Origin of the sequence: Collinsella aerofaciens (assembly GCF_028209395.1) — a bacterium.
In the GTDB taxonomy this organism is placed as follows: Bacteria; Actinomycetota; Coriobacteriia; order Coriobacteriales; family Coriobacteriaceae; genus Collinsella; species Collinsella aerofaciens_AZ.
Map to the genome: position 1 here is coordinate 77,382 of NZ_JAQLDQ010000001.1, position 25,212 is coordinate 102,593.

Here is a 25,212-nt window from a genome sequence, read left to right on the forward strand (position 1 = left end):
CGGAGCGCTCGGACATACAGTTTTTCGATTCCATATGTATATATGCGCGCTAATGGGTTATAAAATCTAAGTCTGAACATAGCAGGTCTGCGATTCGGCTCGGGCGACCGGGCCGTTTTTGCGGACGGGGGTAGCGCGAAAGGACTGCACATGCGTCAATTTAAGACCGAGAGCAAAAAACTGCTCGACCTCATGATCAACTCCATCTACACCAATAAGGAAATCTTCCTGCGCGAGCTTATCTCTAACGCGAGCGACGCCGTCGACAAGCTCAACTTTAAGAGCCTGCAGGATCCGAGCGTCAAGATCGACCAGGGCGACCTGGCTATTCGCGTTTCCTTTGATAAAGACGCCCGCACCATTACCATCTCGGATAACGGCATTGGCATGACCGCTGAGGAGCTCGAGCGCAATCTGGGCACCATCGCCCATTCCGGCTCCGAGGAGTTTAAGACCGAGAACGCCGAGCAGCAGGGCTCCGATGTCGACATCATCGGTCAGTTTGGCGTGGGCTTCTACTCGGCTTTTATGGTCGCCAGCCATGTGAAGGTCGTCAGCCGCGCCTACGGCGAGGATGTCGCCCATGTGTGGGAATCCGACGGTCTTGAGGGCTACACCATCGAGGACGGCGAGCGCGCCGAGCACGGTACCGATGTCATCCTGACGCTGCGCGAGAACGAGAAGCTCGATGCCGACGGCGAGGCCGAGACCTACGATCGCTTCCTGACCGAGTGGGGTCTCAAGAGCCTGATTCAGCAGTACAGTAACTATGTGCGTTACCCGATCCAGATGATGGTGTCCAAGAGCCGCCAGAAACCCAAGCCCGAGGACGCCGGCGACGATTACAAGCCCGAGTACGAGGACTACCAGGAGCTCGAGACCGTCAATTCCATGACACCGATCTGGAAGAAGCACAGCTCCGATGTCGAGCAGAAGGACTACGACGAGTTCTACAAGTCCACGTTCCACGACTTTGACGATCCTGCGCGCACCATCAGCTTCCACGCCGAGGGCACGCTCGAGTATGACGCCCTGCTGTTTGTGCCGGGACGCGCGCCGTTCGATCTGTACAGCAAGGACTACGAGAAGGGTCTGGCGCTCTACAGCTCCAACGTCCTGATCATGGAGAAGTGCGACGACCTGCTGCCCGACTACTACAACTTTGTCCGCGGCGTCGTGGATTCCGCCGACGTGTCGCTCAACATCTCGCGCGAGACGCTGCAGCAGAACCGTCAGCTCAAGGCCATCGCCAAGCGTGTGGAAAAGAAGATTACCGCCGACCTTGAGGATATGCGTGACAACGACCGCGAGGCCTACGAGAAGTTCTTTGAGAACTTTGGCCGCGGTCTTAAGTACGGCATCTACTCGAGCTATGGCATGAAGGCCGATGAGCTCGCCGACCTGTTGCTGTTCTGGTCTGCCAAGGAACAGAAGATGATTACCCTGCCCGAGTATGCCAAGGGCATGCCTGAGGATCAGAAGGCCATCTACTACGCCGCCGGCGACTCGCGTGAGCGCTTGGCCAAGATGCCCGTGGTAAAGGGCGTGCTCGACCGCGGCTATGACGTGCTGCTGCTGACGCAGGATGTGGATGAGTTCACGTTCCAGGCTATGCGTGAGTACGTTGCCGCCGATATGCCCAAGATCTACGAGGACGATGCTGCCCGCGAGGCTGCCGAGAAGGCTGTGGCCGACGGTGCCGAGCCCGAGGTCGAGGATCGTCATCTAGAGCTCAAGAACGTTGCGACCGGTGATCTTGACCTGGCGACCGAGGACGAGAAGAAGGAGGCCGAGGACGCCACCAAGGAGAACGAGGACCTCTTTAGCGCTATGAAGGAGGCGCTCGGTGACAAGGTCGAGAAAGTCGCCGTCTCCGCGCGCCTGACCGATGCCCCCGCTTGTATCACCACCGAGGGCCCACTTTCGCTCGAGATGGAGAAGGTGCTCCAGAAGGGACCCGAGGGCGCGCCCGACGGCATGCCCAAGAGCCAACGCGTGCTCGAGCTCAACGCCAAGCACCCGGTCTTTGACAAGCTTGTCGCTGCCCAGAAGGCAGGCGACGCCGACAAGATCAAGCAGTACTCTGGTCTGCTCTACGATCAGGCCCTGCTGGTCGAGGGCATCCTCCCCGAGGACCCCGTTGCCTTCGCGGCGGCTGTTTGCAACTTGATGTAGTTAGGTAGTTACGCGGTTTTACCAAACCGCGTAACGGCTCGACGCTGCCCTCAGTTCCGCCGTTCTAACGAACGGCGGACCAGTCGACGCTGCGCGGGCGCCAGAGCGACAACTTGTCATTCAAAGAGGACGGCATGACCAGAAGGTCTATGCCGTCCTCTTTTCATGCCAATTTGTTCGCTCTGGCGCCCGCTCGCTGGCATTGCTAAAACATCGATGTTACCGTGGTCCAAACTAGTCGTTGGGGGCGTTCTTGTTTGACCAGTCGTTTAAGAACGTCCCCGATGACTATTTGAATTGCTAATTTGTGCGGGTTGTGGTTTTGTGACCTGCTGAAATTAAAGATACTGTACAACTGTACGTTAATTCGTCTTCGTAGTATATTGCTACCCGCAAAACTCAATACCATTGTGCTCTGAGACGCTAAAGCGCTTACGTACAATGGTTATCGATAGTACGATTCGATTCAACGACAGGATGGATGGTCCAAGCGTGAGTCTCGGCAGCAAACTATCCAATGCAAAGGTGTTCTTTGCGATATTTAAGCGCGACATTAAGCGACTGCTTGTGAACCCCGTCGCCCTGGTGGTTACCCTAGGCGTGTGCGTTATTCCCTCGCTGTATGCCTGGTATAACATCGTGGCAAACTGGGATCCGTATGGAAACACCCAAGGCATCAAGATTGCTATCGCCAACAACGATCGAGGCACCCAAAACGACTTGGTGGGTGAGCTCAACGCTGGCGACAAAGTGGTCGACCAGCTCAAGGAGAATCATCAGTTGGGCTGGACGTTCGTCGACTCGACGGCCGATGCCAAGGAGGGCGTCGAGAGCGGCGAGTACTATGCCGCTATCGTGATTCCCAAGAACTTCTCGGATAACCTGGTTTCGATGCTCGACGGCAACTACCATCAGCCCAAGCTCACGTACTACGTCAATGAGAAGAAGAGCGCCATTGCGCCCAAGGTTACCGATACCGGTGCAAACACCATCGAGGAGCAGATCAACTCGGAATTTGTCTCTACGGTAGGCAAGACTGTTGCCGGTATCGCCAAGGATGCTGGTGTCGATTTAAAGGACAAGGCAACCCAGACTCAGGACTCGCTGGCAAGTTCGGTGTCCGAGGCGTCCGACACCTTGGGCGAGGTGCGCGATTCGATTGGCGATATGAATGCCGCCATCGATAAGACGAGTGGCGCTATCGCCTCGGCTGATGCGGCACTTGCCGGCTTGCAAGGCCAGGCACCGTCGCTGACGCAGGCGATCTCCCAGGGCAACGACCTGCTGAGCGAAGCTCGCACCACGGCGGGCAACTCCATCACCTCGCTCTCCAAGGCGCTCTCGGAAGGTAGCCTTGCACTCACCAAGACGTCAGCCTCCGCGAACGCTGCGATTGGCAAGCTAACGGGTACGGTCACATCTACGACCACCCGCATCGACAACTCGCTCGAGTCTTTCCAGGCGACGATCGATCACAATAAGGCCGTTATCGGGCACTTGGAGATTCTCGTTAATGACACGTCGACAGGTTCCGAGGAAATTGACGCGCGCATTGTATCGACCATCGATTCGCTTCGCGAGCAAAACCAGAAGCTGCAGAGCATCAAGGATGGCCTTTCTGCACAGTCGAGCGCCATGGCAAACGACGCTACGGCAATCTCGAACGCGAGCAACGCACTCAACGCGGCAATTCAGACCGGTACGGCTAGCCTCGGTCAGGCTCAGACCGATCTGGGTCAGAACGCACTTCCGAAGGCTTCGAGCGCGCTTGACTCCTTTGCCGCCGTTTCGGGCGATTTGACCGGCATTGTGTCGGGTATGACCCCCACGATAGCGAGCGCGCGCGGCACGCTGGCGCAGCTCGACGCCACGCTCAAGCAGGCAAAGACCACGCTGTCCCAAACCGACGCCTCCCTTGCCAAGGTTCAGGACAAGCTCGCGACCGCCGCCAATGACATTGCGGCGCTGCAGACCTCTGAGTCTATGGGCGAGTTAGCCGACCTCATGGACGTCGACGTCAATGACGTGGCAGATTTCATGGCATCTCCGGTTGAGCTGACGTCCAAGTCAATCTATCCGGTCAAGAGCTTTGGCTCGGGCATCGCGCCCTTCTACACCAATCTGGCGCTGTGGGTAGGCGGCTATGTGCTCATCGCTATCTATAAACTCGAGGTCGACCGCGAGGGCATCGGTAGCTTTACGGCGCGTCAGGGCTACTTTGGCCGCTGGCTGCTGCTGGTGATCCTGGGCGCGTTCCAGGCCATTATCGTTACGGTGGGCGACCTGGTCATTGGCGTTCAGTGCGTCAATCCGCTGCTCTTTGTACTGGGCGGCATCGCTATTTCGTTCACCTACGTCAACATCATCTATGCGCTGTCCACCACGTTTAAGCATATCGGTAAAGCCATTGGCGTCATCCTCGTCATTGTGCAGATCCCCGGCTCGTCGGGCATGTATCCCATCGAGATGATGCCCGGCTTCTTCCAATGGCTGCATCCGCTGCTGCCCTTCACCTATGGCATCAACCTGCTGCGCGAGACCGTCGGTGGCATGTATTCGTTCAACTACCTGTTCAACCTGTGCATCCTGGGCGTGTTCCTTGCCATCGCACTCTTTATTGGCTTGCAGCTGCGTCCGCTGCTGCTCAACCTCAACCTGCTCTTTGACAAGCAGCTTTCCACGACGGGCCTCATGATCTGCGAGTCCAACGACCTGCCGCGCCAGCGCTATTCGCTGCGCACGGCCATGCGCGTCATGCTCGATTCGGATTCGTACCGTCGCGAGCTGCTCGATCATGCCGTGGCGTTTGAGCATCGCTACCCGTACTACATCAAGGGCGGTTTTGCCGCCGTGGTAGGCGTGCAGGTTCTGCTCTTTGTGCTTTCGACGGTGCTCGATATCGACAATAACGGCAAGATCATCCTGCTCGTTATCTGGATCATTTCGGTTATCGCCATCTGCGGCTGGCTCATCAACATCGAATACATCCGTGCGAGCCTCAATACCCAGATGCGTATCTCGGCGCTTTCGGACGAGGACCTTCGCCGCGAGATGCGCGAGCACACGGCTGCCATCCCTGCCGCCCGTCGCATGTTTGGTCTCAACGCCAGCGAGCGTGGCGCCAAGGGAGGCGAACAGCCTACGAGCCGTCTGTCGCATATCGGTGCGCATCGTAAGGCTCAAGATGCCGACGGCGCTGACAACGTAAACGGAAACGACGGGGACACCACCTCGCTTGGCAAGCACTCTAAAGGAGGTGAGGCATAAATGAAAAACATCCTGCACCTGTTTAAGCGCGATGTCCAAAACGTGTCTCGCTCCGTGATCGGCATGGTCGTCGTGATGGGCCTGATCATCGTGCCATGTCTCTATGCATGGTTTAACATCGCCGGAAGCTGGGATCCGTACGGCAACACCGGCAACCTTAAGATCGCCGTGGTCAACACTGATGAGGGTTACGAGAGCGATCTGATTCCCGTCGAGGTCAACGTGGGCGAAAACGTAACCGCCACCCTGCGCGGCAACGAGAACTTCGACTGGGTTGTGCTCAACGATCGCGATAAGGCCATCGATGGCGTCAAGTCGGGCGCGTACTACGCTGCCGTCGTTATCCCTAAAACGTTTAGCGCCGACATGATGACGCTTTTCTCGACCGAGGTGAAGCACGCCGATATCGAGTTCTACGAGAACCAGAAGGCTAACGCCATCGCACAGATCGTGACTGAAAAGGGCTCGAGCGCCGTCCAGAGTCAGGTCAACGAGACCTTTACCAAGACCATCACGACCATCGGCCTTAAGACCGTGTCCAGCCTGCTCGACTATATGAGTACCGACCAGGTGAGCAACTTTATCGCCAATCTGTCCTCGACGCTGGGCGATTCGGTCGAGGACCTGCAGGACGTTCAGGCGAGTGCGACGTCGCTCGCGGGCATTTTGAGCTCCACGTCCGATTCACTGACATCGGCGGGCGGCATGCTCAAGCAGACGGGCACCGTTGATGAGTCGACGAAGCAGCTGATGGAGCACGCCAAGAGCGGCATCAATGATTCCAAGGAAGCGCTCAAGGCCGCCAACGATGCCGTTGACGCGGCGATTGACGGAAGCGCGGGCTCGTTCGACAACGTGTCCGCCGAGCTTGCGAAGGCATTCGATGCCGCGAATCAGCATGTTTACCTTACGGTGTCTCAGCTCAACGAAGCCGCAGCGGCGCTCAATACGCGTGCTGACGATATCGATGCGATGGCCGATCAGCTCCGCAACCTTGCCGACCAGGTGAGTGATGACAAGCTCAAAGACGGTCTCGAGTCCGCTGCGACGTCGCTGGGCAGAATTGCCGTGGAGTACCGCAACAATGCGAAGGACCTGACGGCGACCGCAAAGTCCCTTTCGGACGGCATGGCGGAGGTCAACAACTCGCGTGCCGAGGTCGACCAGGCCATCGCCGATGCCAAGGCGGGTATCTCGGGAGCCAAGTCCGACTACGATTCCACGTTCTCGATTAAGGCCAAGGAGCTCAAGAAGACCATTTCGGGCGTTCTGGATTCCCTGAACGGTATCTCGGGTGACTTGGATAGCGCTGTGAGCGGTCTGACCGACGCATCCGGTTCGCTGGCAAAGGGTCTCTCCAAGGCCGCAAAGCTGGTCAACAAGGCTTCCGATCAGCTGGGCGAGGCGTCGGACAAGATCAGCGCGTTCAAGGACGAGCTCGACGGCGCCCTGATGTCGGGTGACCTGGCGACGATCAAGACGATGATCGGCAACGACCCCGAGGGCCTGGCCGTGTCGCTTTCCGGCCCCGTTGCGCTCGACCGCAAGCCGGTCTATCCGATCCGCAACTACGGTTCGGCCATGGCGCCGTTCTATACGATTCTGTCGCTCTGGGTCGGCTCGATCGTACTGGCGGCCATGATGAAGGTCTCGGTCGACGACGAGCTCATCAACGAGCTCATCCCCGTACGCCTGCACGAGATCTATCTGGGCCGTTACCTGTTCTTTGGCGGTTTGGCCCTGCTGCAGGCAACGCTCGTGTGCGCGGGCGACATTCTGTTCTTTGGCATTCAGTGCGACAACCCGCTGCAGTTTGTGCTGGCGGGCTGGGTCGCGAGTCTCGTGTTCTCCAATATCGTCTACACGCTTACGGTTTCGTTTGGCGATATCGGCAAGGCGCTCGCTGTCGTGCTGTTGGTCATGCAGGTCGGCGGTTCGGGCGGCACGTTCCCCATCGAGATGACCGGCCCCGTGTTCCAGGCGATCTATCCGTTCCTGCCGTTTACTCACGGCATCAACGCCATGCATGCCGCCATGGCTGGCGCCTACCATATGGAGTACTGGATTGAGCTAGGCATTCTAGCGAGCTATCTGATTCCATCGCTGGCACTGGGCGTCGTCTTCCGCCGCCCGGTCATCAAAGCCAACGACTGGATCATCGAAAAGCTGGAATCAACAAAGCTAATTTAGTTACGCGGTTTTACCAAACCGCGTAACGGCTCGACGCTGCAAACGTCCCTAAGCGGCAATCTGACGTTCAATTTCAAGGGCGCGACCAGAAGGTCAGCGCCCTTTCATTTCACGTCACCTTGCTCGCTTAGGGGCGTTTTCGCTGACGTTGCCGGAACATCGAGGTTTTCTGTACCGACGCTTTAGCGTAGTGAATTGCGTGGGTTGCTTGGTTGTTGCTACAGTAGCGGGGCGTACCGGGGGTCCGGTGCGCCCCGTTTTATTTGACCATGAGGCGGCACGCGGCCATGCACGTGCGGACACCACGCCCAGACTGAGCGCGAGGATGCCCTATGGCTCAGAATGCCGTTGATGAAATCGAAAACATGCCCGATAGCCCTGTAGCGCGCGAAGACCTGGGTGCCGGCGGCACCTCCCGCGGCGCCGGCGCGCGTTCTCCGTTCTTCTGGAAGGTCTTGCTGCTTTCGGTGGCGGTCATCTGGGGCTATTCCTTTACCACCATGAAAGATGCGCTCGATACCATTCCGGTGTTCGAGCTGGTCTACGTTCGCTTTCTCCCGGCATCACTGGTTATGTTTGCTATTTTCCATAAGCGCATCATCGCCCATTTCAATGCCCGCAACCTGATCGTCGGGCTGGGCATGGGTGCGCTCATGTGGGGAGCATACGGACTGCAAACGATTGGCCTGGCGCAGACCACGGCAGGCAAGAGTGCATTTTTGACGGGCACGTACTGTATCCTTGTGCCGTTTGCCAGCTATGTCCTGAGCGGCGAAAGGCTCACCCGCTATAACCTGGGTGCGGCACTGCTGTGCCTGGCGGGCATTGGCCTGGTGGCACTCGATAGCGTCGAGTTCAATGCTGGAGATGTCATCACGCTGGGCGGCGCGGTCTTCTTTGCTATCCAGATGGCAGTGACCGCCAAGTATGGCCGCAAGATGGACATCAACGTCATCACGTTTTGGATGTTTGTGGGCAATGGCGTTTTGAGCTTAATCACGTCGCTGCTATTCGAGACTCAGGCGCCTCTGTCCGTGTGGACGCCGAGCTTTGTCGGCGTGGCGGCCTTTCTCTCGGTGGGCTGTACGTGCGTGGCACTGCTCGTCCAAAACGTTGGATTGGCGCACGTCCCGGCCTCGACGGGCTCGCTGCTCCTTTCGATGGAGTCCCCCTCGGGCGTGCTGTTCTCGGTGCTGCTGATGGGGGAGGCGCTCACCTCGCGCCTGCTTGCCGGCTTTGCGCTCATCTTTTTGTCGATTATCTTGAGCGAGACGCATTTCGATTTCTTGCGCCGAAAATCTCGCCCGCAATTGTAAACAACTTGTTGCGCCGCCCTCCTGGGGCGGCGTTTTTTATGCCTCGCCTTTAAAGTTGTACCTTGCACTTTACGCTATCAAAGTGCTTACTGCAAAAACGTTACTGGAGGGCATTTATGGCACCAGCTCAGTCCGATCTTCAACCGCAATCAGCGCCCAAGGCCACCGCAGCGGCGCAGGCCGCTATCGGTGACGGTCTGGTCAAAGAAGCCCAGGCATTTGCCGGTGAGCTTGCCGCATGGCGCCACGATCTCCATCAGACGCCCGAGCTCGGTAACAATCTTCCGCAGACGTCTGCCTATATCCAGGCACGTCTGGACGAGATGGACATCCCCCATACCACGCTTGTCGACGGCTCCTGTGTTGTTGGCCTGATCGGTGCCGGTGCGGCCGCGGCTGCTCAGGGCAATGGTACGTGCGCGGACGAGCAAGCCGGTACGGTTATCATGCTTCGTGGCGACATGGATGCCCTGCCCGTTGTCGAGGAATCGGGCGAGCCTTTCGCTTCCACCAACGGCTGCATGCACGCTTGTGGCCACGATATGCATGCGACGGCGCTGCTCGGCGCGGCCCGTTTGCTCAAGGCCCGCGAGGCCGAGCTTGTCGACGCCAATGCCACCGTCAAACTGCTATTCCAGCCGGGTGAGGAGACCTTTGAGGGAGCCCGCGCTGCCATCGCCGATGGCCTGCTGCAGAACCCGCGCCCCCAGGCTGCCTTTGCCATGCACGTCAACAGCCAATCGCCGCTCGGCCTGGTGCTCTATGGGAGCCCGGCGCTTTCGGGCGTGTACGGTTTCCGCATCACGCTGCAGGGCAAGGGCGGCCATGGCTCGAGCCCCGAGATCTGCATCGACCCCATCACGGCCGGCGTCCATGTGCACCTGGCGCTCCAGGAGCTTATCTCCCGCGAGGTGCCAGCGGCCAAGGAAGTCGCACTTACCGTTGGTAAGTTCGCTGGCGGCTTGGCGGCCAACGTCATCCCCGACACCTGTGTGCTCGAGGGAACGCTGCGCGGCTTCGATGTCGAGCTCATGACTCATCTCAAGGAGCGTATCGCGGAGGTCGTCAACGGCGTTGCCGCAACATATCGTACGCCGGCAACCATCGAGACGCTCTCGGACGTTCCGCCGCTCGTGCTCGACAGCGATATGACCCAGGCCTCGCTTGGTTACGTGGGCGCGGTGCTGCCCAAGGCTGCCTTCCTGCCGCTATTCCACGCCATGGCGAGCGAGGACTTCGCGCTTATCTCGAGCGAGATTCCGAGTGCGTACTTTACCGTGGGCGCGGCCGTGACCGATACGGACGAGCATTTTGCCCAGCATCATCCCAAGGCGCGCTTTAACGATGCCGAGCTTCCTCTCGGCGCCGCGGCTTATGCCGCCGTCGCTCTCGGATACATTGCGGACCACAAGGAGTAATCCATGTCCCAGCAAAGTAAATTTTTCCCCGGCTGGCTCGTGGTGGCCTCCGGCTTTGTCATCATGGCCACGTGCTACACCATTTTCGTTAACTGCATGACTATTCCTTCCGCACCAAGCCTTCCGAGATTGGCCTGAAGCCGCTCGGCGAGAACCCGGGCGATCCGTCCGTCTCGACGGCTGGCGACAAGGACGAGCGCACGGCGCCCGAGGTTAACGTTGGCTGGTCTCGCATCAAGAAGAGCCCGGCGTTTTGGCTGCTTGTCGTCGCCTTCCTCTTTATGGGGCTTGTCAATGGCGCCATCCTGCCCAACCAAGTTACGAACATGACGAGCGTTACCGTCAACGGCGCCAAGATCGTCACGGGCGGCCACGACCCCATGTGGGCGGGCACCGTGCTTTCGGCCTATATGGTTACGGTCGTTATCGCCAAGATTTCGCTCGGCGCCATCTACGATCGTTTTGGTTTGCGCTTTGGCAACGTGCTGGGTTCCGTTGCGTGTATTGTCGCCTGTGTGGCGCTGTGCTTCCCGACGACGGACCTTAGTCCTATTGTGGCCGCTGCGAGCTTTGGTATCGGAACGTGCATGGGCACCATCACGCCTACCATCGCCGCGTCCAAGCAGTTTGGCATGGCCGACCTCGGCAAGGTCACGGGCACCATTACCTCGCTCGAGATGGTCGGCGGCACCGTGGGCGCCATTGTCTCGGGCGTGCTGTTCGATGCCACGGGCTCCTTTGCGAGCACCTGGATTGTGTGCCTGGCGTGCTCCGTGGTCATGCTCGTGTTCCTGCTGGCATCCGAGCCCATCGCCGCCAAGCTGCGCGCAAGCGTGGCGGGGGAGTAGCGGGTCGCCGCCTATTCCTGTTTGCCTGTTCTGCCCGTGGCTGCCCTGGAAGCCGAATGGATGCTCGTGCCGTCATTCGGTTTCCAGGGCAGCCACGGGCCTACGAAATGATCTCTTTTCCTCCGTCCCCAAGGGATCACGTAATCCGAAGGGGACGGAGGAAAAGGGATCACAAACCGCGGCGGCGTGTCTGGCCGAACGAGTCCCCATACCCTCGTTCGGTCAGACACGCCGCCGCGTTGCTGCTTTGTGCCGTATAATGTCCACTACCTATGACGCGATACAAAAGAAAGGTGTTTGCCCATGCAGGCACAGAAGGCGGAGGGAACCCGCGACCTTATCGGCGCTGAGATGCGCGCCTGGCAAAAGATGCAGCAGATTGCTGCCGGCGTGTTCGAGCCGTTTGGCTTTAAGCCCATCGAGACGCCCGCCATCGAGCAGGTGGACGTGTTTGTCCACGGCATCGGCCAGTCGACCGACGTCGTGCGCAAGGAGATGTTCCGCGTGTTTAGCGGCGCCAACCTGGAGCGCGTCTTTACCGAGGGCACCGATACCAAGCTCAAGCCCAAGCAGCGCCTGGCGCTTCGTCCCGAGGGCACGGCTGGCGTGGTGCGCGCCGTCGTGGAGAACAACTTGGTGCCCCAGGGCTCCACGCCGTTTAAGGCTTACTACGCCGAGGCCATGTTCCGTGGCGAGCGTCCCCAGAAGGGCCGCTTGCGCCAGTTCCATCAGGTGGGCATCGAGTGGCTCGGCGCTCCCGATCCGGCGGCAGACGCCGAGTGCATCATTATGCTCATGGAGTTTTACAAGCGCCTGGGCTTCGATCTGTCCAAGCTCCGTCTGCTCATTAACTCGATGGGCGATGCCCAATGCCGTCCGGCCTATCGCGAGCAGGTTAAGCAGTTCATTCTCGACCACGCCGATGAGATGTGCGACGAGTGCCGCGAGCGCGCCGAGCTTAACCCGCTGCGCGCCTTCGACTGCAAGAACGACCACTGCCGCGAGATCATGGCCGACGCCCCGCTGATGGGCGACAACCTGTGCGATGAGTGCCGCGAGCACTACGAGCAGGTCAAGCGCTATCTGGACGTCGCCGGTATCGAGTACGTCGAGGATCCCACCCTGGTGCGCGGCCTGGACTACTACACCCGTACCGTCTTTGAGGTCGAGGCCCCTGGCGCCGGCGTCGGCTCCATCGGTGGCGGCGGCCGCTACGATGGCCTGGTCGAGCTCGAGGGCGGCAAGCCCACGGCCGGCGTCGGCTTCGCCGTCGGTTTTGAGCGCGCCCTGCTGGCCCTGCAGGCCTTTGGCAGCGACCTGGGCGCCGAGGAGACCCCGTGTGTCTACGTCGCCAATGCCGGCAAGGAGTTGCGCCAGAACGTCTTTGCCATTACGCAGGAGCTTCGCGCCGCAGGTATCGTGACCGAGGCAGACTATCAGGGTCGTTCGCTTAAGGCTCAGTTTAAGCAGGCCGACAAGGTGGGCGCTAAGCTCATTTTGGTCTTGGGCGGCGACGAGCTTGCCGCCGGCAAGGTCAAGGTGCGCGACATGGAGAGCCATGACGAGGCCCTCGTCGATCTGGCCAACGTGGTCGAGGCGGTTCGTGAGCGCCTGTAGCGCATGATTTTTGAGCTGTGGACTCACTAAAGCGCTCAGCTCATTGAGAGCGATTGTTACGGGGGTGTTTCGCATTTATGCGGAATGCCCCCGTTTGTGTATGCCGTCCACCGAGAAATACGACCATTTAGAGCAAAAACCCTTGCAATGCAGAAAATACTTTTGTGTGGTAAAGCGCAATCAGTGTCGAAAGTATTTCGCAAGCGCCTATAATGAATACCGCATGTTACGTGCATAGAAGGAGGAATGGGAGGAAACGTGGCTGAGAACCTAAGCAACCAGTCTGTACCCGAAGCCGCGGCGCGCGTCGCTGCCGTGGTCAACCGCCTCGTTAACCGAATCGGCTCGAATGCCGAATCCAAGGAGCGTCTCGCTGAGATCGAGATCCCCGAGGAGCTGCGCGACAATCTGGCGCTGTTCTTGCGCCTGGAGCGCCGTGTGCTTAGCGAGTATGATCCCGAGATCGCGGACCTGTTCGACAAGATTTTGACAGCCGAGATTGTGGCCAACGCCGGAAACCCCGGCACCCGTGCTGCCGACGAGTCCGTCGACGAGCAGGGCGTGCCCACTGCCGACGAGCCCACCGCCGTGGCGTTTCGCGAGGTCGTTGATCTGATCGACAGTCTGCCGCTCGATAAGCAGCAGGTTATCGTCCGCGCCTTTACGAGCTTCTTCCATCTGGCAAACCTGTCGGAGGAGAACTACCGCGTGGCGCAGCTGCGCGAGCGCGAGGCCGGCGCATCGACCGATACCGAGGTCGATCCCGCCAACGAGCTCACCGTCGCCTATCACCAGTTGGTAAACGAGATGGGTGTCGAGGGCGCCAACGAGCTGCTCGACAAGCTGGAGTTCCACCCTGTCTTTACCGCACATCCCACCGAGGCCCGTCGTAAGGCCGTCGAGGGCAAGATTCGCCGTATTTCCAACCTGCTGGAGGAGCGTCCGCGCCTGGGCGGCTCCGACCTAGTGGAGAACGAGCGCCATATGCTGCAGGAAATCGACGCCCTGGTGCGTACGAGCCCCATCGCGCTCAAGAAGCCCACGCCGGTCGAGGAAGCCGATACCATCATCGACATCTTCGATAACACGCTGTTCGACGTCATCCCCGTTATCTATCGTCGTTTTGACGACTGGGTGCTGGGCGACAAGGCGGGTACCGTGCCGCCGCTGTGCCCGGCGTTCTTCCATCCCGGCAGCTGGATCGGTTCCGACCGCGACGGTAACCCCAACGTCACCGCCAAGGTGAGCCGTGAGGTCGCCGCCAAGTACTTCACCCACATGGTGCTCAAGCTCGAGGACAAGTGCCGCCGCATCGGCCGCAACCTCACGCTCGAGGCCACCTACAGCAAGCCGTCTGCCGAGCTCATCAACCTGTGGAACCATCAGGTCGAGATGAGCACCCAGTACACCGCACGCGCCGAGCTGATCTCCGAGCACGAGCCGCATCGCGCCGTCATGCTCGTCATGGCCGACCGTCTGAACGCCACCGTGCGTCGCATCACCGACACCATGTACCACAGCGCAGACGAGTTCTTGGATGACCTGCGCGTCGTTCAGCGCTCCCTGGCCGCCTGCGGTGCCGTCCGTGCTGCCTACGGCCCGGTCCAGACCATCATCTGGCAGGTCGAGTCCTTCGGCTTCCATATGGTCGAGATGGAGTTCCGTCAGCACTCCGTGGTGCACGCCCGCGCCCTCAAGGATATTCACGAGAACGGTATCCATGGTGATTTGCAGCCCATGACGCGCGAGGTCATCGACACCTTCCGCGCTATCGGCTCCATCCAAAAGCGCTACGGCAAGAAGATGGCGCACCGCTACATCATCTCGTTCACCAAGAGCGCTCAGCATGTGGCCGACGTCTTTGAGCTTGCCCACCTGTCCTTTGCGCACGAGGAGGACGTGCCCGAGCTCGACGTGATCCCGCTGTTCGAGCAGCTCGAGGACCTCGAGGGCTGCGTCGACGTGCTCGACCAGATGCTTACGCTGCCCGTGGTGCAAAAGCGCCTTGCCCAGACCAACCGCCGCATGGAGGTCATGCTGGGCTATTCCGACTCCTCCAAGGATGCCGGTCCCACCACGGCCATGCTCGCGCTGCACTCCGCGCAGGAGCGCATTGCCAAGTGGGCCGAGAAAAACGATATCGATCTGGTGCTCATGCACGGTCGCGGCGGTGCCGTGGGCCGTGGCGGCGGTCCGGCCAACAAGGCCGTGCTGGCGCAGCCCAAGGGTTCGGTCAACTGCTTCTTTAAGCTCACCGAGCAGGGCGAGGTCATCTTTGCCCGCTACGGCAACCGCACGCTGGCTCAGCGCCATGTTGAGTCCGTTGCCGCCGCAACGCTTTTGCAGTCGGCTCCGAGCGTCGAGAAGACCAACACCGAGACCACGCAGAAGTTCTGGGATATGGCCGAGAAGCTCAACGCAGTAAGCCATGAGCGCTATCTGGACCTGCTGAACACTGAGGACTTTACACCGTGGTTCTCGACCGTGACGCCGCTGACCGAGGTCGGTCTGCTGCCGATTGGCTCGCGCCCGGCCAAGCGCGGTCTGGGTGCCAAGTCGCTCGACGACCTGCGTACCATTCCGTGGATCTTCAGCTGGAGCCAGGCGCGCATTAACCTGGCCGCTTGGTACGGCCTGGGCACCGCCTGCGAGCAGTTTGGCGACCTTGACCAGCTCAAGGCTGCCTACCAGGAGTGGCCGTTCTTCCGCACCTTTATCGACAACATCGAGATGTCGATCGCCAAGACCGACCAGCGCATCGCCAAGATGTATCTGCACCTGGGCGATCGCCAGGATCTGTCCGAGAAGGTCTTTACCGAGATGCAGCTCACCCGTAAGTGGGTCCTTGCCATCGTCGGTGATGAATGGCCGCTGCAGCGTCGTCGCGTGCTCGGCTGCGCCGTCCGCGTGCGTAACCCCTATGTTGACGCCCTATCCATCGCCCAGGTTCGCGCCCTTCGCGAGGTGCGTATGAACCAGGACGAGATGGCCGAGGAGAAGAAGGCCGAGTACATGAGCCTGATTCTGTCGACTGTGACTGGTGTCTCGGCAGGATTGCAGAACACGGGGTAATCGATAGCCCTGTAGTCGTCCGGGCCCGCCATTAGTTTACTTTTAGGCACGTCCTCGGACATGCAAGAAGCCCTCGCTGCGCACTTGAACTGCCTCCCATTTCTTGGACACAAGAAATGGGAGGCAGTTCACACTTCGTGCGGCGGGGGTTCTTTCGTCCTGCGGAATGCGCTGGGAAGTTACCCCATGCGGCCAGCTGCGGGATCTTAGTCGCGTTGGAACAAGCAACCCAACATATATATCTGAATATGGATGGGAGGGGCGCTTTGTTTTTGGGTGCCCTTACAAGAAAACGTGACTTGGGGAAGGGATGGGCGCTTTGTTGGGATGGCGCTTTGGGATGGGAGCCTTACTTAGCTGAAGAGGGGCTGTATGGCTGATAGGTAGTCTTTGGCTACTTCGGCCTTATCTGCTTGGAAGTTGTGCCAGGCCCACCATTGGACCATTCCTACGAAGCTTGAGGCTATGTGGTGTAGTAGGAAGCTTCGGTCCATGGTGGCGGCGGGGCCGTTTGGGTCGGTAGGGACGGTTTCGGCTGCTCGTGACATGATGGTCTTGCGTAAGCAGTCGGCGAAGACGCGTGAGCCGGCGCCGGCTACGAGGGCTCGTACACCCTGGCGGCGCTCCCAGAGGTTGTTGAGGATATGCTCGACCTGCACGAGTGGGTCGTCGAGCGGTGTGCCATTGTCGTCGAGGGCGTGGGTGCAGATGTCGCTCACGAGTTCGGACAGTAGGTCATCTTTGCTTTTGAAGAGGCCGTAGAACGTGGCCCGACCCACATGGGCGCGAGCGATAATGTCGCCGACGGTGATCTTGCCGTAGTCCTCTTCGCGCAGCAGCTCGGAGAACGCCGCAACGATGGCAGCGCGGCTTTTTGCCTTGCGGGCATCCATGGCTATGCGTCCGCGTGAACGAGCAGGCAGCGAAGCGTACCGGAGCAACCCTCGTAGGGGCGCTTACCAGCGCCGTAGCCGACGGCCTCGATGCGGTAGCGGGCCGGCAGGTGCTCGGACGTGCGCAGTGCGGCGACGATGGCGGCGCCCGTGGGCGTCACAAGCTCGCCGGCGACTGGTGCGGGCGTGAGGACGATATTGCCCGCCTGGCACAGGTTGACGACAGCGGGGACGGGAATGGGCATGAGACCGTGGGCACAACGGATGGTACCGTGACCCTCGGAGAGCGACTCGACCACGATGTCCTCAATACCCAGGTCATCGAGGCAGATGGCGACAGAGCAGACGTCGACGATGGAATCGACGGCGCCCACCTCGTGGAACATGACGGTTTCGGGCGTTTTGCCGTGAGCCTTGGCCTCGGCAGCGGCGAGCGCGGTAAAGATGGCGAGGGCGCGACGCTTGGCGCCATCGCTTAACTGCGAGCCATCGATGATGGCGGTGACGTCAGCCAAAGAACGGTGGTGATGGTGGTGGGCGTGATGGTGGCCCTCGTGGCCATGGCTCTCATGGTCGTGCTCGTGGCAGTGGTCGTGCTCGACATGGTCGTGATGATGGTGCTCATGCTCATGTGTGTGCTCGGCAGCTGCTTCGTTGCCGTAGAGCCAGGCCATATCGTGATCGTGGTTCTCGAGCTCCTCTGCAAGCTGGACGTCGAAATCGCAGGCGTCGATGCCATGCTTGTTTACGCGTGTAACGGCGATCGTAAAGCCGCCGACCGGCAGCGTGGCGAGCTGCTCGCGCAGATGCTCCTCGCTGGCGCCCAGGTCGAGCAGGGCCGCGACGGTCATGTCGCCGCTGATGCCCGAGGTGCCGTCGATGATAAGCGTGTGCTGATGGTTGGACATGAAATGCTCCTTAGCGGGCGCAGGACGTGCCGGCGCTCAGATGATTGATAAGACTTGCCTGATAGGCGGCGCCAAAGCCGTTGTCGATATTGACGACCGAAACGCCGCTGGCGCAGGAGTTGAGCATGGCGAGCAGTGCGGCCATGCCGCCAAAGTTCGCGCCATAGCCCACGCTGGTGGGGACGGCGATGACCGGACAGCTCACAAGGCCTCCGATGACGCTCGCCAGGGCGCCCTCCATGCCGGCGATGGCGATGACTACCTGCGCCTGGGCAAGTTCCTCAGCATGAGCGAGCAGGCGGTGCAGGCCGGCGACACCCACGTCGTAGAGGCGATCGACCTCGTTGCCGTAGAACTCGGCCGTCAACGCGGCTTCCTCGGCAACGGGCAGGTCGCTCGTGCCGGCGCAGGCGACGACGATGCGTCCGTTGCCGTTGGGGGAGGGCTTGCCACCCACCAGGGCGAGCTGGGCGTCCGGGACATATCCCAGGTCGATGCCGTTGCCGAGGAGCTCCGAGGTGCGGGCTGCCTTTTCGTCGTCCAGGCGCGTGACCAGGATGCGCTCCTGGCCGGCATCGAGTAATGCTTTGATAATGGCGGCAATTTGCTCGGCGGTTTTACCGGCGCCGTAGACAACTTCGCCGGCTCCCTGGCGCACCCCGCGCGAAAGGTCGAGCTGCGCAAAGCCCAAATCGGCGGTCGGAGCCGTCTGGATGCGCGTGAGGGCGTCGGCAGGGGTGACTGCTCCGCCGGCAACATCGCTCAGCAGCTGCTCTAGATCTCGCTTATCCATATATGCTCCCTTCGACGGCGCAAAGTTTAGCACTCAAAGGGTATGTTTCCGAACACTAAGACAGAATTGTTCGGAAACTATAGGACAGACTGATTCAATTGCTAGACGGATTGGCTAGTCGCGCAGGATGATGTCCATAGCGAGCATCAGATTGCGCTCGTCGATGGCAAACGGGGCGGCCTCGCGCGTCTTGGGCTTGGCACAAAACGCGATGCCCGTGCCCGCGGCCTGAATCATGGGGATGTCGTTGGCACCGTCGCCGATCGCGACGGTGTGGGCCATATCGACGCCGCACTCAACTGCCCAGTCCAGCAGCTGGATGAGCTTGGACTCCTTGGTCACAATGTCGGCAGCCAACTTACCGGTGAGCTTGCCGTCCACGACCTCCAGACGATTGGCCAGGCAAAAGTCGATGGCCGCGGCGGCCACGATCTTATCGGCGACTTCGTGAAAGCCGCCACTCACGACGCCGACCTTCCAACCCTTGCTGTGTGCCGAGCGCACAAGCTCCAACGCGCCGGGGGTAAATGTCACGCGCTCAAAGGTGCGCTCGAACACGCTCTCGTCCAGGCCGGCGAGCAGCCCCACGCGCTCCTCGAGCGCCTGCTTAAAGTCAAGCTCGCCGCGCATGGCGCGTTCGGTGATCTGTGCCACCTGCTCGCCCACGCCGGCCTCTTCGCCCAACAGGTCGATGACCTCCTGGTTGATGAGCGTGGAGTCGATATCCATAACGATGAGGCGTGCAGTCATGGCGGGCCTTTCCGAGTGCTGTTTTATTGGGGCATATTGTCGCACGTGACGAGCGCGGGCGGGTGTCACGGCGCGTCAATTGTTTCGTCTCCGTCAAGTCTTTGGGCAGGAGCCACTTTTTCGCGGCACATCGACGCGAGTGCGATAAGATAGAACGCCATGTCTGGCTGCGCGGTTTACGCAGGCTGGGCAAATCTGTACGACGCCGCCCGGAACGACACGGGGCGGCACAGATCCATAAAGGAGGATCACTGGTATGAGCCAGACCCGTCCCATCGATGAGCATTCCATGCACACCCGTACCTGCGGCGAGCTTCGCTTCGAGAACGTGGGCGAAGAGGTCACCCTCACCGGTTGGGTGAGCCGTCGCCGCGACCACGGCGGCCTTATCTTCTGCGACCTTCGCGACCGTGAGGGCATCACGCAGCTTACCTTCGACCCCGAGCACTCCGACGGCGACGCCTTTAAGATCGCCGAGACCATGCGTCCCGAGTGGCCCATCAAGATTCACGGCGTCGTGCGCGCCCGTGGCGAGGAGACCACCAACACCAAGCTCGCCACCGGCGAGATCGAGGTCCTGACCGACCACGCCGAGGTGCTCAATACGTCCGTCACCCCGCCGTTCCAGATCGAGGACGGCATCGAGACCAGCGAGGACACCCGTCTGCGCTATCGCTATCTGGACCTCCGTCGTCCCGAGATGATGGCCAACCTCAAGCTGCGCTCCGACTTTACCTTTGCCATTCGCGAGGCGCTGCACAACCGTGAGTTCATGGAGGTCGAGACGCCCTCCCTGTTCAAGTCCACGCCCGAGGGCGCCCGCGACTTCATCGTCCCCAGCCGCATCCAGCCGGGCAACTTCTACGCCCTGCCGCAGTCCCCGCAGCTCCTGAAGCAGCTGCTTATGGTCGGTGGCGTCGAGCGCTACTATCAGGTTGCCAAGTGCTTCCGCGACGAGGACTTGCGTGCCGACCGTCAGCCCGAGTTCACCCAGGTCGATATCGAGATGTCCTTCGTGGACCAGAACGACGTTATGAGCGCGCTCGAAGAGGTTCTTGCCGATGCCTTCGGCCGCATGGGTGTCGAGATGCCCACGCCGCTGCGTCGCATGAACTACTGGGAGGCCATGGACACCTATGGCTCCGACAAGCCCGATACCCGCTATGGCATGCACTTGGTCGACCTGACCGACATCTTCGCCAACTCCAAGTTCAAGGTCTTTGCGACTGCCGCGAACGAGGAGGGCTCTGTCGTCAAGGCCATCAACGCCAAGGGCGCCGGTGCCTGGGCTCGCGCCAAGATCGATAAGCTTGCCGGCGTGGCTTCCACGTTTGGCGCCAAGGGCCTGGCCTGGATCGCATTCCGCGAGGACGGCTCCATCAACAGCCCCATCGTCAAGTTCTTCTCGGACGAGGAGATGGCCGCCCTGCGCGAGCGCATGGACGTCGAGCCCGGCGACCTTGTGATGTTCGCCGCCGGCCCGCGCCTGCTCTCCGACGAGATCCTGGGCGGCATGCGTTCCCACATGGCTAACGCGCTCGAGATCAAGCGCGAGGGCCACGACTTCCTGTGGGTCGTCAACTTCCCGCTGTTCCACTGGGACGAGGACCGCAAGGCTTACGCTGCCGAGCACCAGCCCTTCACCCTGCCGACCGAGACCGACATCGCCAAGATCGAGGCCAATCCGTTGGCAGCCGGTTCTTGCACCTACGACTTTGTCATGGACGGCTTTGAGGCCGGTGGCGGCGGTATGCGTATCCACAACGCCGAGATGCAGATGTCCATGCTCAAGCTCCTGGGCTTTACCGAGGAGCGCGCCGAGTCTCAGTTTGGCTTCCTCATGGAGGCGCTCAAGTTTGGTGCGCCCCCGATGGGCGGTTTCGCTCTGGGCCTGGACCGCGTGTGCATGCTGCTCACCGGTTCCGACTCCATCCGCGACGTCATGGCGTTCCCCAAGACGGCCAGCGGCTCCGACCTCATGTCGGGCGCCCCGAGTGCCGTTAGCGGCGCCCAGCTCAAGGACGTCAGCCTGCGCCTGATGTAGGCAAGCGGCTACATATTACCTGTAACGAGGGAGGGACGCGTGCCTTCCCTCGTTTTTTGTGGGACGGGGGTGCGCCGGTAACGTACAATAACTACCACGTGGCTGGGTTTGCCGGCCGAATGTGCGATGTCGCGGGAGGGGACATGGTCGAGTTTACAAAGACGATTAAAGATCCGTTGGGATTGCATGCCCGCCCGGTCGCGCTGCTCTACGACATCATTGCCAAGCATCGTAGCGACGTGTCGGTCAGCATCGGCGACCGCCATACCGACGGCCGTGACGTGATGGGCCTCATGGCACTCTACGGCGAATGTGGCGAGGACATCGTCTTTCGCGTTTCGGGCGTAGACGAGGCCTCGTGCGTCACATCGATCAGAAACCTATCGCTCTAAGCGCAACAATGTGACAAAGGGACAGTCCCTTTGTCACATCTGTTTCATATGGGAAACTTTTTCGAAAACTGAATAGGAACCCTTTCCAAAAAGTTAACCACGTGCTAGTTTACTATAGCGAACATAGACGTGGTTAACTTTTGCTGCGTCGATGTTGAGGACGAACCGACGTTAGGAGCTCACTCATGTCTTGCGGACCGCAGATGCCGGCTATGCCGCTTTCGATGGTAAAAGCGGGCGAAACCGTGCGCGTGTCTCGCGTAAAGGGTAATGAGGACATGAAGCACCATCTTAAGGACCTCGGCTTTGTCGAGGGCAACGAGATCCACGTGGTGAGCTCGAGTGGCGCCAATATCATCGTCACCGTGCTGGGCGCACGCTTTGGCATCGATTCCAAGGTCGCCATGCACATCATGACCGTCGGTTAGTTCGCAACATTCCGCAAAAACTGAAAGGGGGACAAGTACATGAAGACGTTGGGTGACGTTAAGGTGGGCGAGAGCTCCACCATCGTCAAGCTTCACGGTGAGGGCGCGCTGCGCCGCCACCTTATGGACCTGGGGCTCATCAAGGGCACTTCGTTCAAGGTCGTAAAGGTTGCGCCGCTCGGAGATCCGGTCGAGATCAACGTGCGCGGCTACGAGCTTTCTATCCGCAAGGAGGAGGCGGCCGTCGTCGAGGTCCAGTAAGGGCTTGCGGCGTATATTTCTGCAGGTAAAGTTAGGTTTTTCTAACTTAATGCAGCAACTTTAAAGCACATTATCCAGCCTACGCGGAGAAAGCAGCGCAGGCACACAAGGAAGAAGGATTGAATGGCGGATTCTCAGATCCATGTCGCGCTGGCGGGTAACCCCAACTGCGGCAAGACCACGCTTTTCAACCTGATCACCGGCGCCAACGGCTACGTTGGCAACTGGCCCGGCGTCACGGTTGAGAAAAAGGAAGCCAAGCTCCTGAGTGACAAGAACGTCACGATTACGGACCTCCCCGGCATCTACTCGCTTTCCCCCTACAGCCCCGAGGAGCAGTGCTCGCGCGACTACCTCATGAGCGGCGAGCCCGATGTCGTCGTCCAGGTGGTCGATGCCACCAACCTCGAGCGCAACCTGTACCTGGCGCTTCAGGTTATCGAGACCGGCCTGCCCGTGGTCGTCGCCCTCAACATGGCCGACTTGGTCGAGAAGAACGGCGATAAGATCGACACGGACAAGCTCTCCAAGAAGCTCGGCTGCCCGGTCATGATGATCTCGGCTCTTAAGAACAAGGGCATCACGGAGCTGTTCGAGCAGGTCAAGAAGTCCGCTGCTTCCAAGGGCCAGGTGCCGGAGCACAAGTTCGATTCCTCCATCGAGGACGTTCTGGACCACATCGAGAACAATCTGCCGGCGAGCGTTCCCGCCAACAAGCGTCGCTACTACGCCGTCAAGCTGTTCGAGCGCGACGCGGACGCCTGCAAGCTCATCAACCTCACTAAGGAGAAGGCCGCTCGCGTCGAGCAGCTGGTCGCCCAGTGCGAGCAGGATTGCGACGACGACGCCGAGTCCATCATCACCGGCGAGCGCTACGGCGTGATCGCCCACATCATCGACGAGTGCCTCACCAAGGCTCCGGCAAAGATGAGCACCTCCGAGAAGATCGACCGTGTGGTTACCAACCGTATCCTGGGTCTGCCGATCTTTGTGGTCATCATGTTCTGCGTGTACTACATCGCCGTTTCCACCCTGGGTGGCACGGTGACCGACTTCACCAACGACCAGCTCTTCGGTACCGACGGCTGGTATGTGCTCGGCCAGGGCCGCGATGCCTACGACGCAGCTGTCGAGGCCGCTGGCGACGACGCCGATTCGGTTGACCCGGCGGAGTATGGCCCGTATGTTCCGGGTATTACCACCATGGTCCACGACGCGCTTGTGGCGGGTGGTACCGAGGACGGTGGCCTGGTCGATTCGCTCGTCTGTGACGGTATCGTCGGCGGCCTGGGCGCTATCTTCGGCTTTGTGCCGCAGATGTTCCTGCTGTTCGTGATGTTGTCCTTCCTGGAGGACTGCGGCTACATGGCCCGCGTCGCCTTCATCATGGACCGCGTGTTCCGTCGCTTTGGCCTGTCCGGTAAGTCCTTCATTCCTATGCTCGTGTCTTCGGGCTGCGGCGTCCCCGGCGTCATGGCTACCAAGACCATCGAGAACGAGAAGGACCGCCGCATGACGGTCATGACCACCACATTTATTCCCTGTGGCGCTAAGCTGCCGATCATCGCCCTGCTCATGGGTTCCATCATCGGCGATTCTTCCACCACCGCCGCGTGGATCAGCCCGCTCTTCTACTTCCTGGGTGTCTTTGCCGTCATTGCTTCGGGCCTCATGCTCAAGAAGACCAAGCTCTTCGCCGGTCGCCCGACGCCGTTCGTTATGGAGCTCCCCGCTTACCACTTCCCGGCGATCCGCTCTTGGGCGCTGCACGTGTGGGAGCGCTGCTGGGCCTTTATCAAGAAGGCCGGTACGGTCATCTTCGCGTCCACTGTCGTGGTTTGGTTCCTGTCCAACTTTGGTAGCTACAACGGTTCCTTTGGCTTCCTGCCTGCGATGGACGGCATCCCCGAGGAGTTCATGGACTACTCCGTGCTTGCCATGCTGGGCAACCTGGTCGCCTGGATCTTCGCCCCGCTCGGCTTTAGCACCTGGCAGGCAACCGCGCTGACCGTCTCGGGCCTTGTGGCTAAGGAGAACGTCGTCGCAACCGCCGGTTCGCTGCTGTCCGTCGCCGACGCCGGCGAGACTGACCCGAGCCTGTGGACCGCGTTCGCCGGCATGTTCCCGACCATGGGCGCTTGCGTTGCCTTTGGCGCTTTCAATCTGCTGTGCGCTCCGTGCTTTGCCGCCATAGGTACTATTCGCAACCAGATGGATTCCGGCAAGTGGACTGCGATTGCCATCGGCTACGAGTGCGCCTTCGCTTGGGTAATCGGCCTGTTCATCAACCAGTTCTACAACCTGCTTGTCCTTGGACAGTTTGGTATCTGGACGATTGTGGCCATCATGCTGCTGGTTGCGATGCTCTTCCAGATCTTCCGTCCCATGCCCAAGCATGCATGGACCGACGAGGACGAGACCAACGCTGCCTCCGCCGCAGTTTCCGCTTAAGTCCGAATAAGGATTAACCCCTTTCCACGAGCCCGGGTGTCCCAGCGACACTCGGGCTTTTTGGTGGGGGAGATGTGACGTTTCCGCAGATAAAACCGAGCAAAATAAACCTGTTCCTTTTTGCTAGGTGGAGAATGGGGTAAAGTAAGTGATGGCTAACTAGAGGAGGCTTGCTATGGCACCTATCGATATTGTTGTACTGGCTGTTATCGGTATTGCGTTTATCGCCGTGTGCGTGCGCATCTACCGTAAGGGCACCTGCGCCGACTGCGCTCAGGGTGGCGTTTGCACGGGGCATTGCTCCAACAAAAAGACGTGCGCCGCACTTAAGGGCGTGGACAAAATCGCCGAAGACTTGGGCCGCGGTATTCATTAGCCGACCGGCGTTT

At 60.1% G+C, this 25,212-nt stretch carries 18 protein-coding genes; 14 read left to right on the forward strand and 4 right to left on the reverse strand.

The features are described 5' to 3' along the window. Positions 1 to 150 precede the first annotated feature (150 nt). From htpG to PMW67_RS00390, 8 genes are all read left to right on the forward strand, one after another. Positions 151 to 2,175: a molecular chaperone HtpG gene (htpG, locus tag PMW67_RS00355; RefSeq protein ID WP_271738471.1), complete on the forward strand. Its 2,025-nt coding sequence runs from the start codon at positions 151 to 153 to the stop codon at positions 2,173 to 2,175. Between the two features lie 492 nt (positions 2,176 to 2,667). Next, complete coding sequence (locus PMW67_RS00360; protein ID WP_271738472.1) at positions 2,668 to 5,442, forward strand: YhgE/Pip domain-containing protein; 2,775 nt, start codon at positions 2,668 to 2,670, stop codon at positions 5,440 to 5,442. Further along, positions 5,443 to 7,632, forward strand: coding sequence for a YhgE/Pip domain-containing protein (locus tag PMW67_RS00365; protein WP_271738473.1), 2,190 nt, complete (start codon positions 5,443 to 5,445; stop codon positions 7,630 to 7,632). A 332-nt stretch (positions 7,633 to 7,964) separates the two neighbouring features. Further along, positions 7,965 to 8,948: a DMT family transporter gene (locus PMW67_RS00370; RefSeq protein WP_253056733.1), complete on the forward strand. Its 984-nt coding sequence runs from the start codon at positions 7,965 to 7,967 to the stop codon at positions 8,946 to 8,948. 116 nt (positions 8,949 to 9,064) lie between these two features. Next, positions 9,065 to 10,366, forward strand: a complete 1,302-nt coding sequence (locus tag PMW67_RS00375; RefSeq protein ID WP_271738474.1) for a M20 family metallopeptidase — start codon at positions 9,065 to 9,067, stop codon at positions 10,364 to 10,366. A gap of 134 nt (positions 10,367 to 10,500) precedes the next feature. Further along, complete coding sequence (locus PMW67_RS00380; RefSeq protein ID WP_416378089.1) at positions 10,501 to 11,214, forward strand: MFS transporter; 714 nt, start codon at positions 10,501 to 10,503, stop codon at positions 11,212 to 11,214. A 303-nt stretch (positions 11,215 to 11,517) separates the two neighbouring features. Then, complete coding sequence (hisS, locus tag PMW67_RS00385) at positions 11,518 to 12,831, forward strand: histidine--tRNA ligase (protein WP_117778828.1); 1,314 nt, start codon at positions 11,518 to 11,520, stop codon at positions 12,829 to 12,831. A gap of 258 nt (positions 12,832 to 13,089) precedes the next feature. Then, on the forward strand, positions 13,090 to 15,903 hold the full coding sequence (locus PMW67_RS00390; RefSeq protein WP_369832255.1) for a phosphoenolpyruvate carboxylase: 2,814 nt from the start codon (positions 13,090 to 13,092) through the stop codon (positions 15,901 to 15,903). Positions 15,904 to 16,256: 353 nt separating this feature from the next. On the opposite strand, the gene PMW67_RS00395 is transcribed toward PMW67_RS00390, so the two are convergent. From PMW67_RS00395 to serB, 4 genes are all read right to left on the reverse strand, one after another. Continuing rightward, positions 16,257 to 16,796, reverse strand: a complete 540-nt coding sequence (locus tag PMW67_RS00395; RefSeq protein WP_271738476.1) for a TetR/AcrR family transcriptional regulator — start codon at positions 16,794 to 16,796, stop codon at positions 16,257 to 16,259. Positions 16,797 to 16,798: 2 nt separating this feature from the next. Next, the gene (larC, locus tag PMW67_RS00400; RefSeq protein ID WP_271738477.1) at positions 16,799 to 17,704 is read right to left on the reverse strand and encodes a nickel pincer cofactor biosynthesis protein LarC; all 906 of its coding nucleotides are present in this window, start codon (positions 17,702 to 17,704) and stop codon (positions 16,799 to 16,801) included. A gap of 10 nt (positions 17,705 to 17,714) precedes the next feature. Further along, positions 17,715 to 18,497 (reverse strand): nickel pincer cofactor biosynthesis protein LarB, encoded by a 783-nt coding sequence (gene larB, locus PMW67_RS00405; RefSeq protein ID WP_118227178.1) that lies wholly within the window; start codon positions 18,495 to 18,497, stop codon positions 17,715 to 17,717. 114 nt (positions 18,498 to 18,611) lie between these two features. Further along, positions 18,612 to 19,247 carry a phosphoserine phosphatase SerB gene (gene serB, locus PMW67_RS00410; protein WP_118449839.1) on the reverse strand — a complete coding sequence of 212 codons (636 nt, stop codon included), beginning with the start codon at positions 19,245 to 19,247 and terminating at the stop codon, positions 18,612 to 18,614. A 256-nt stretch (positions 19,248 to 19,503) separates the two neighbouring features. Between serB and aspS the strand changes: the two genes are divergently transcribed. The 6 genes from aspS (at position 19,504) to PMW67_RS00440 (ending at position 25,199) form a co-directional block, all read left to right on the forward strand. After that, a complete protein-coding gene (gene aspS / locus PMW67_RS00415) occupies positions 19,504 to 21,291 on the forward strand; it encodes an aspartate--tRNA ligase (RefSeq protein ID WP_118227174.1) in 1,788 nt (595 codons plus the stop codon). A 143-nt stretch (positions 21,292 to 21,434) separates the two neighbouring features. After that, positions 21,435 to 21,683, forward strand: coding sequence for an HPr family phosphocarrier protein (locus tag PMW67_RS00420; RefSeq protein WP_035136856.1), 249 nt, complete (start codon positions 21,435 to 21,437; stop codon positions 21,681 to 21,683). A 185-nt stretch (positions 21,684 to 21,868) separates the two neighbouring features. Then, positions 21,869 to 22,111: a FeoA family protein gene (locus tag PMW67_RS00425; RefSeq protein WP_022094360.1), complete on the forward strand. Its 243-nt coding sequence runs from the start codon at positions 21,869 to 21,871 to the stop codon at positions 22,109 to 22,111. Positions 22,112 to 22,150: 39 nt separating this feature from the next. Continuing rightward, complete coding sequence (locus tag PMW67_RS00430) at positions 22,151 to 22,372, forward strand: FeoA family protein (RefSeq protein WP_006234774.1); 222 nt, start codon at positions 22,151 to 22,153, stop codon at positions 22,370 to 22,372. Positions 22,373 to 22,495: 123 nt separating this feature from the next. Beyond that, complete coding sequence (feoB, locus tag PMW67_RS00435) at positions 22,496 to 24,823, forward strand: ferrous iron transporter B (RefSeq protein WP_271738478.1); 2,328 nt, start codon at positions 22,496 to 22,498, stop codon at positions 24,821 to 24,823. Positions 24,824 to 24,998: 175 nt separating this feature from the next. Beyond that, entirely contained in the window at positions 24,999 to 25,199 is a 201-nt protein-coding gene (locus tag PMW67_RS00440) for a hypothetical protein (RefSeq protein WP_271738479.1), read from the forward strand. Positions 25,200 to 25,212: the final 13 nt, after the last annotated feature.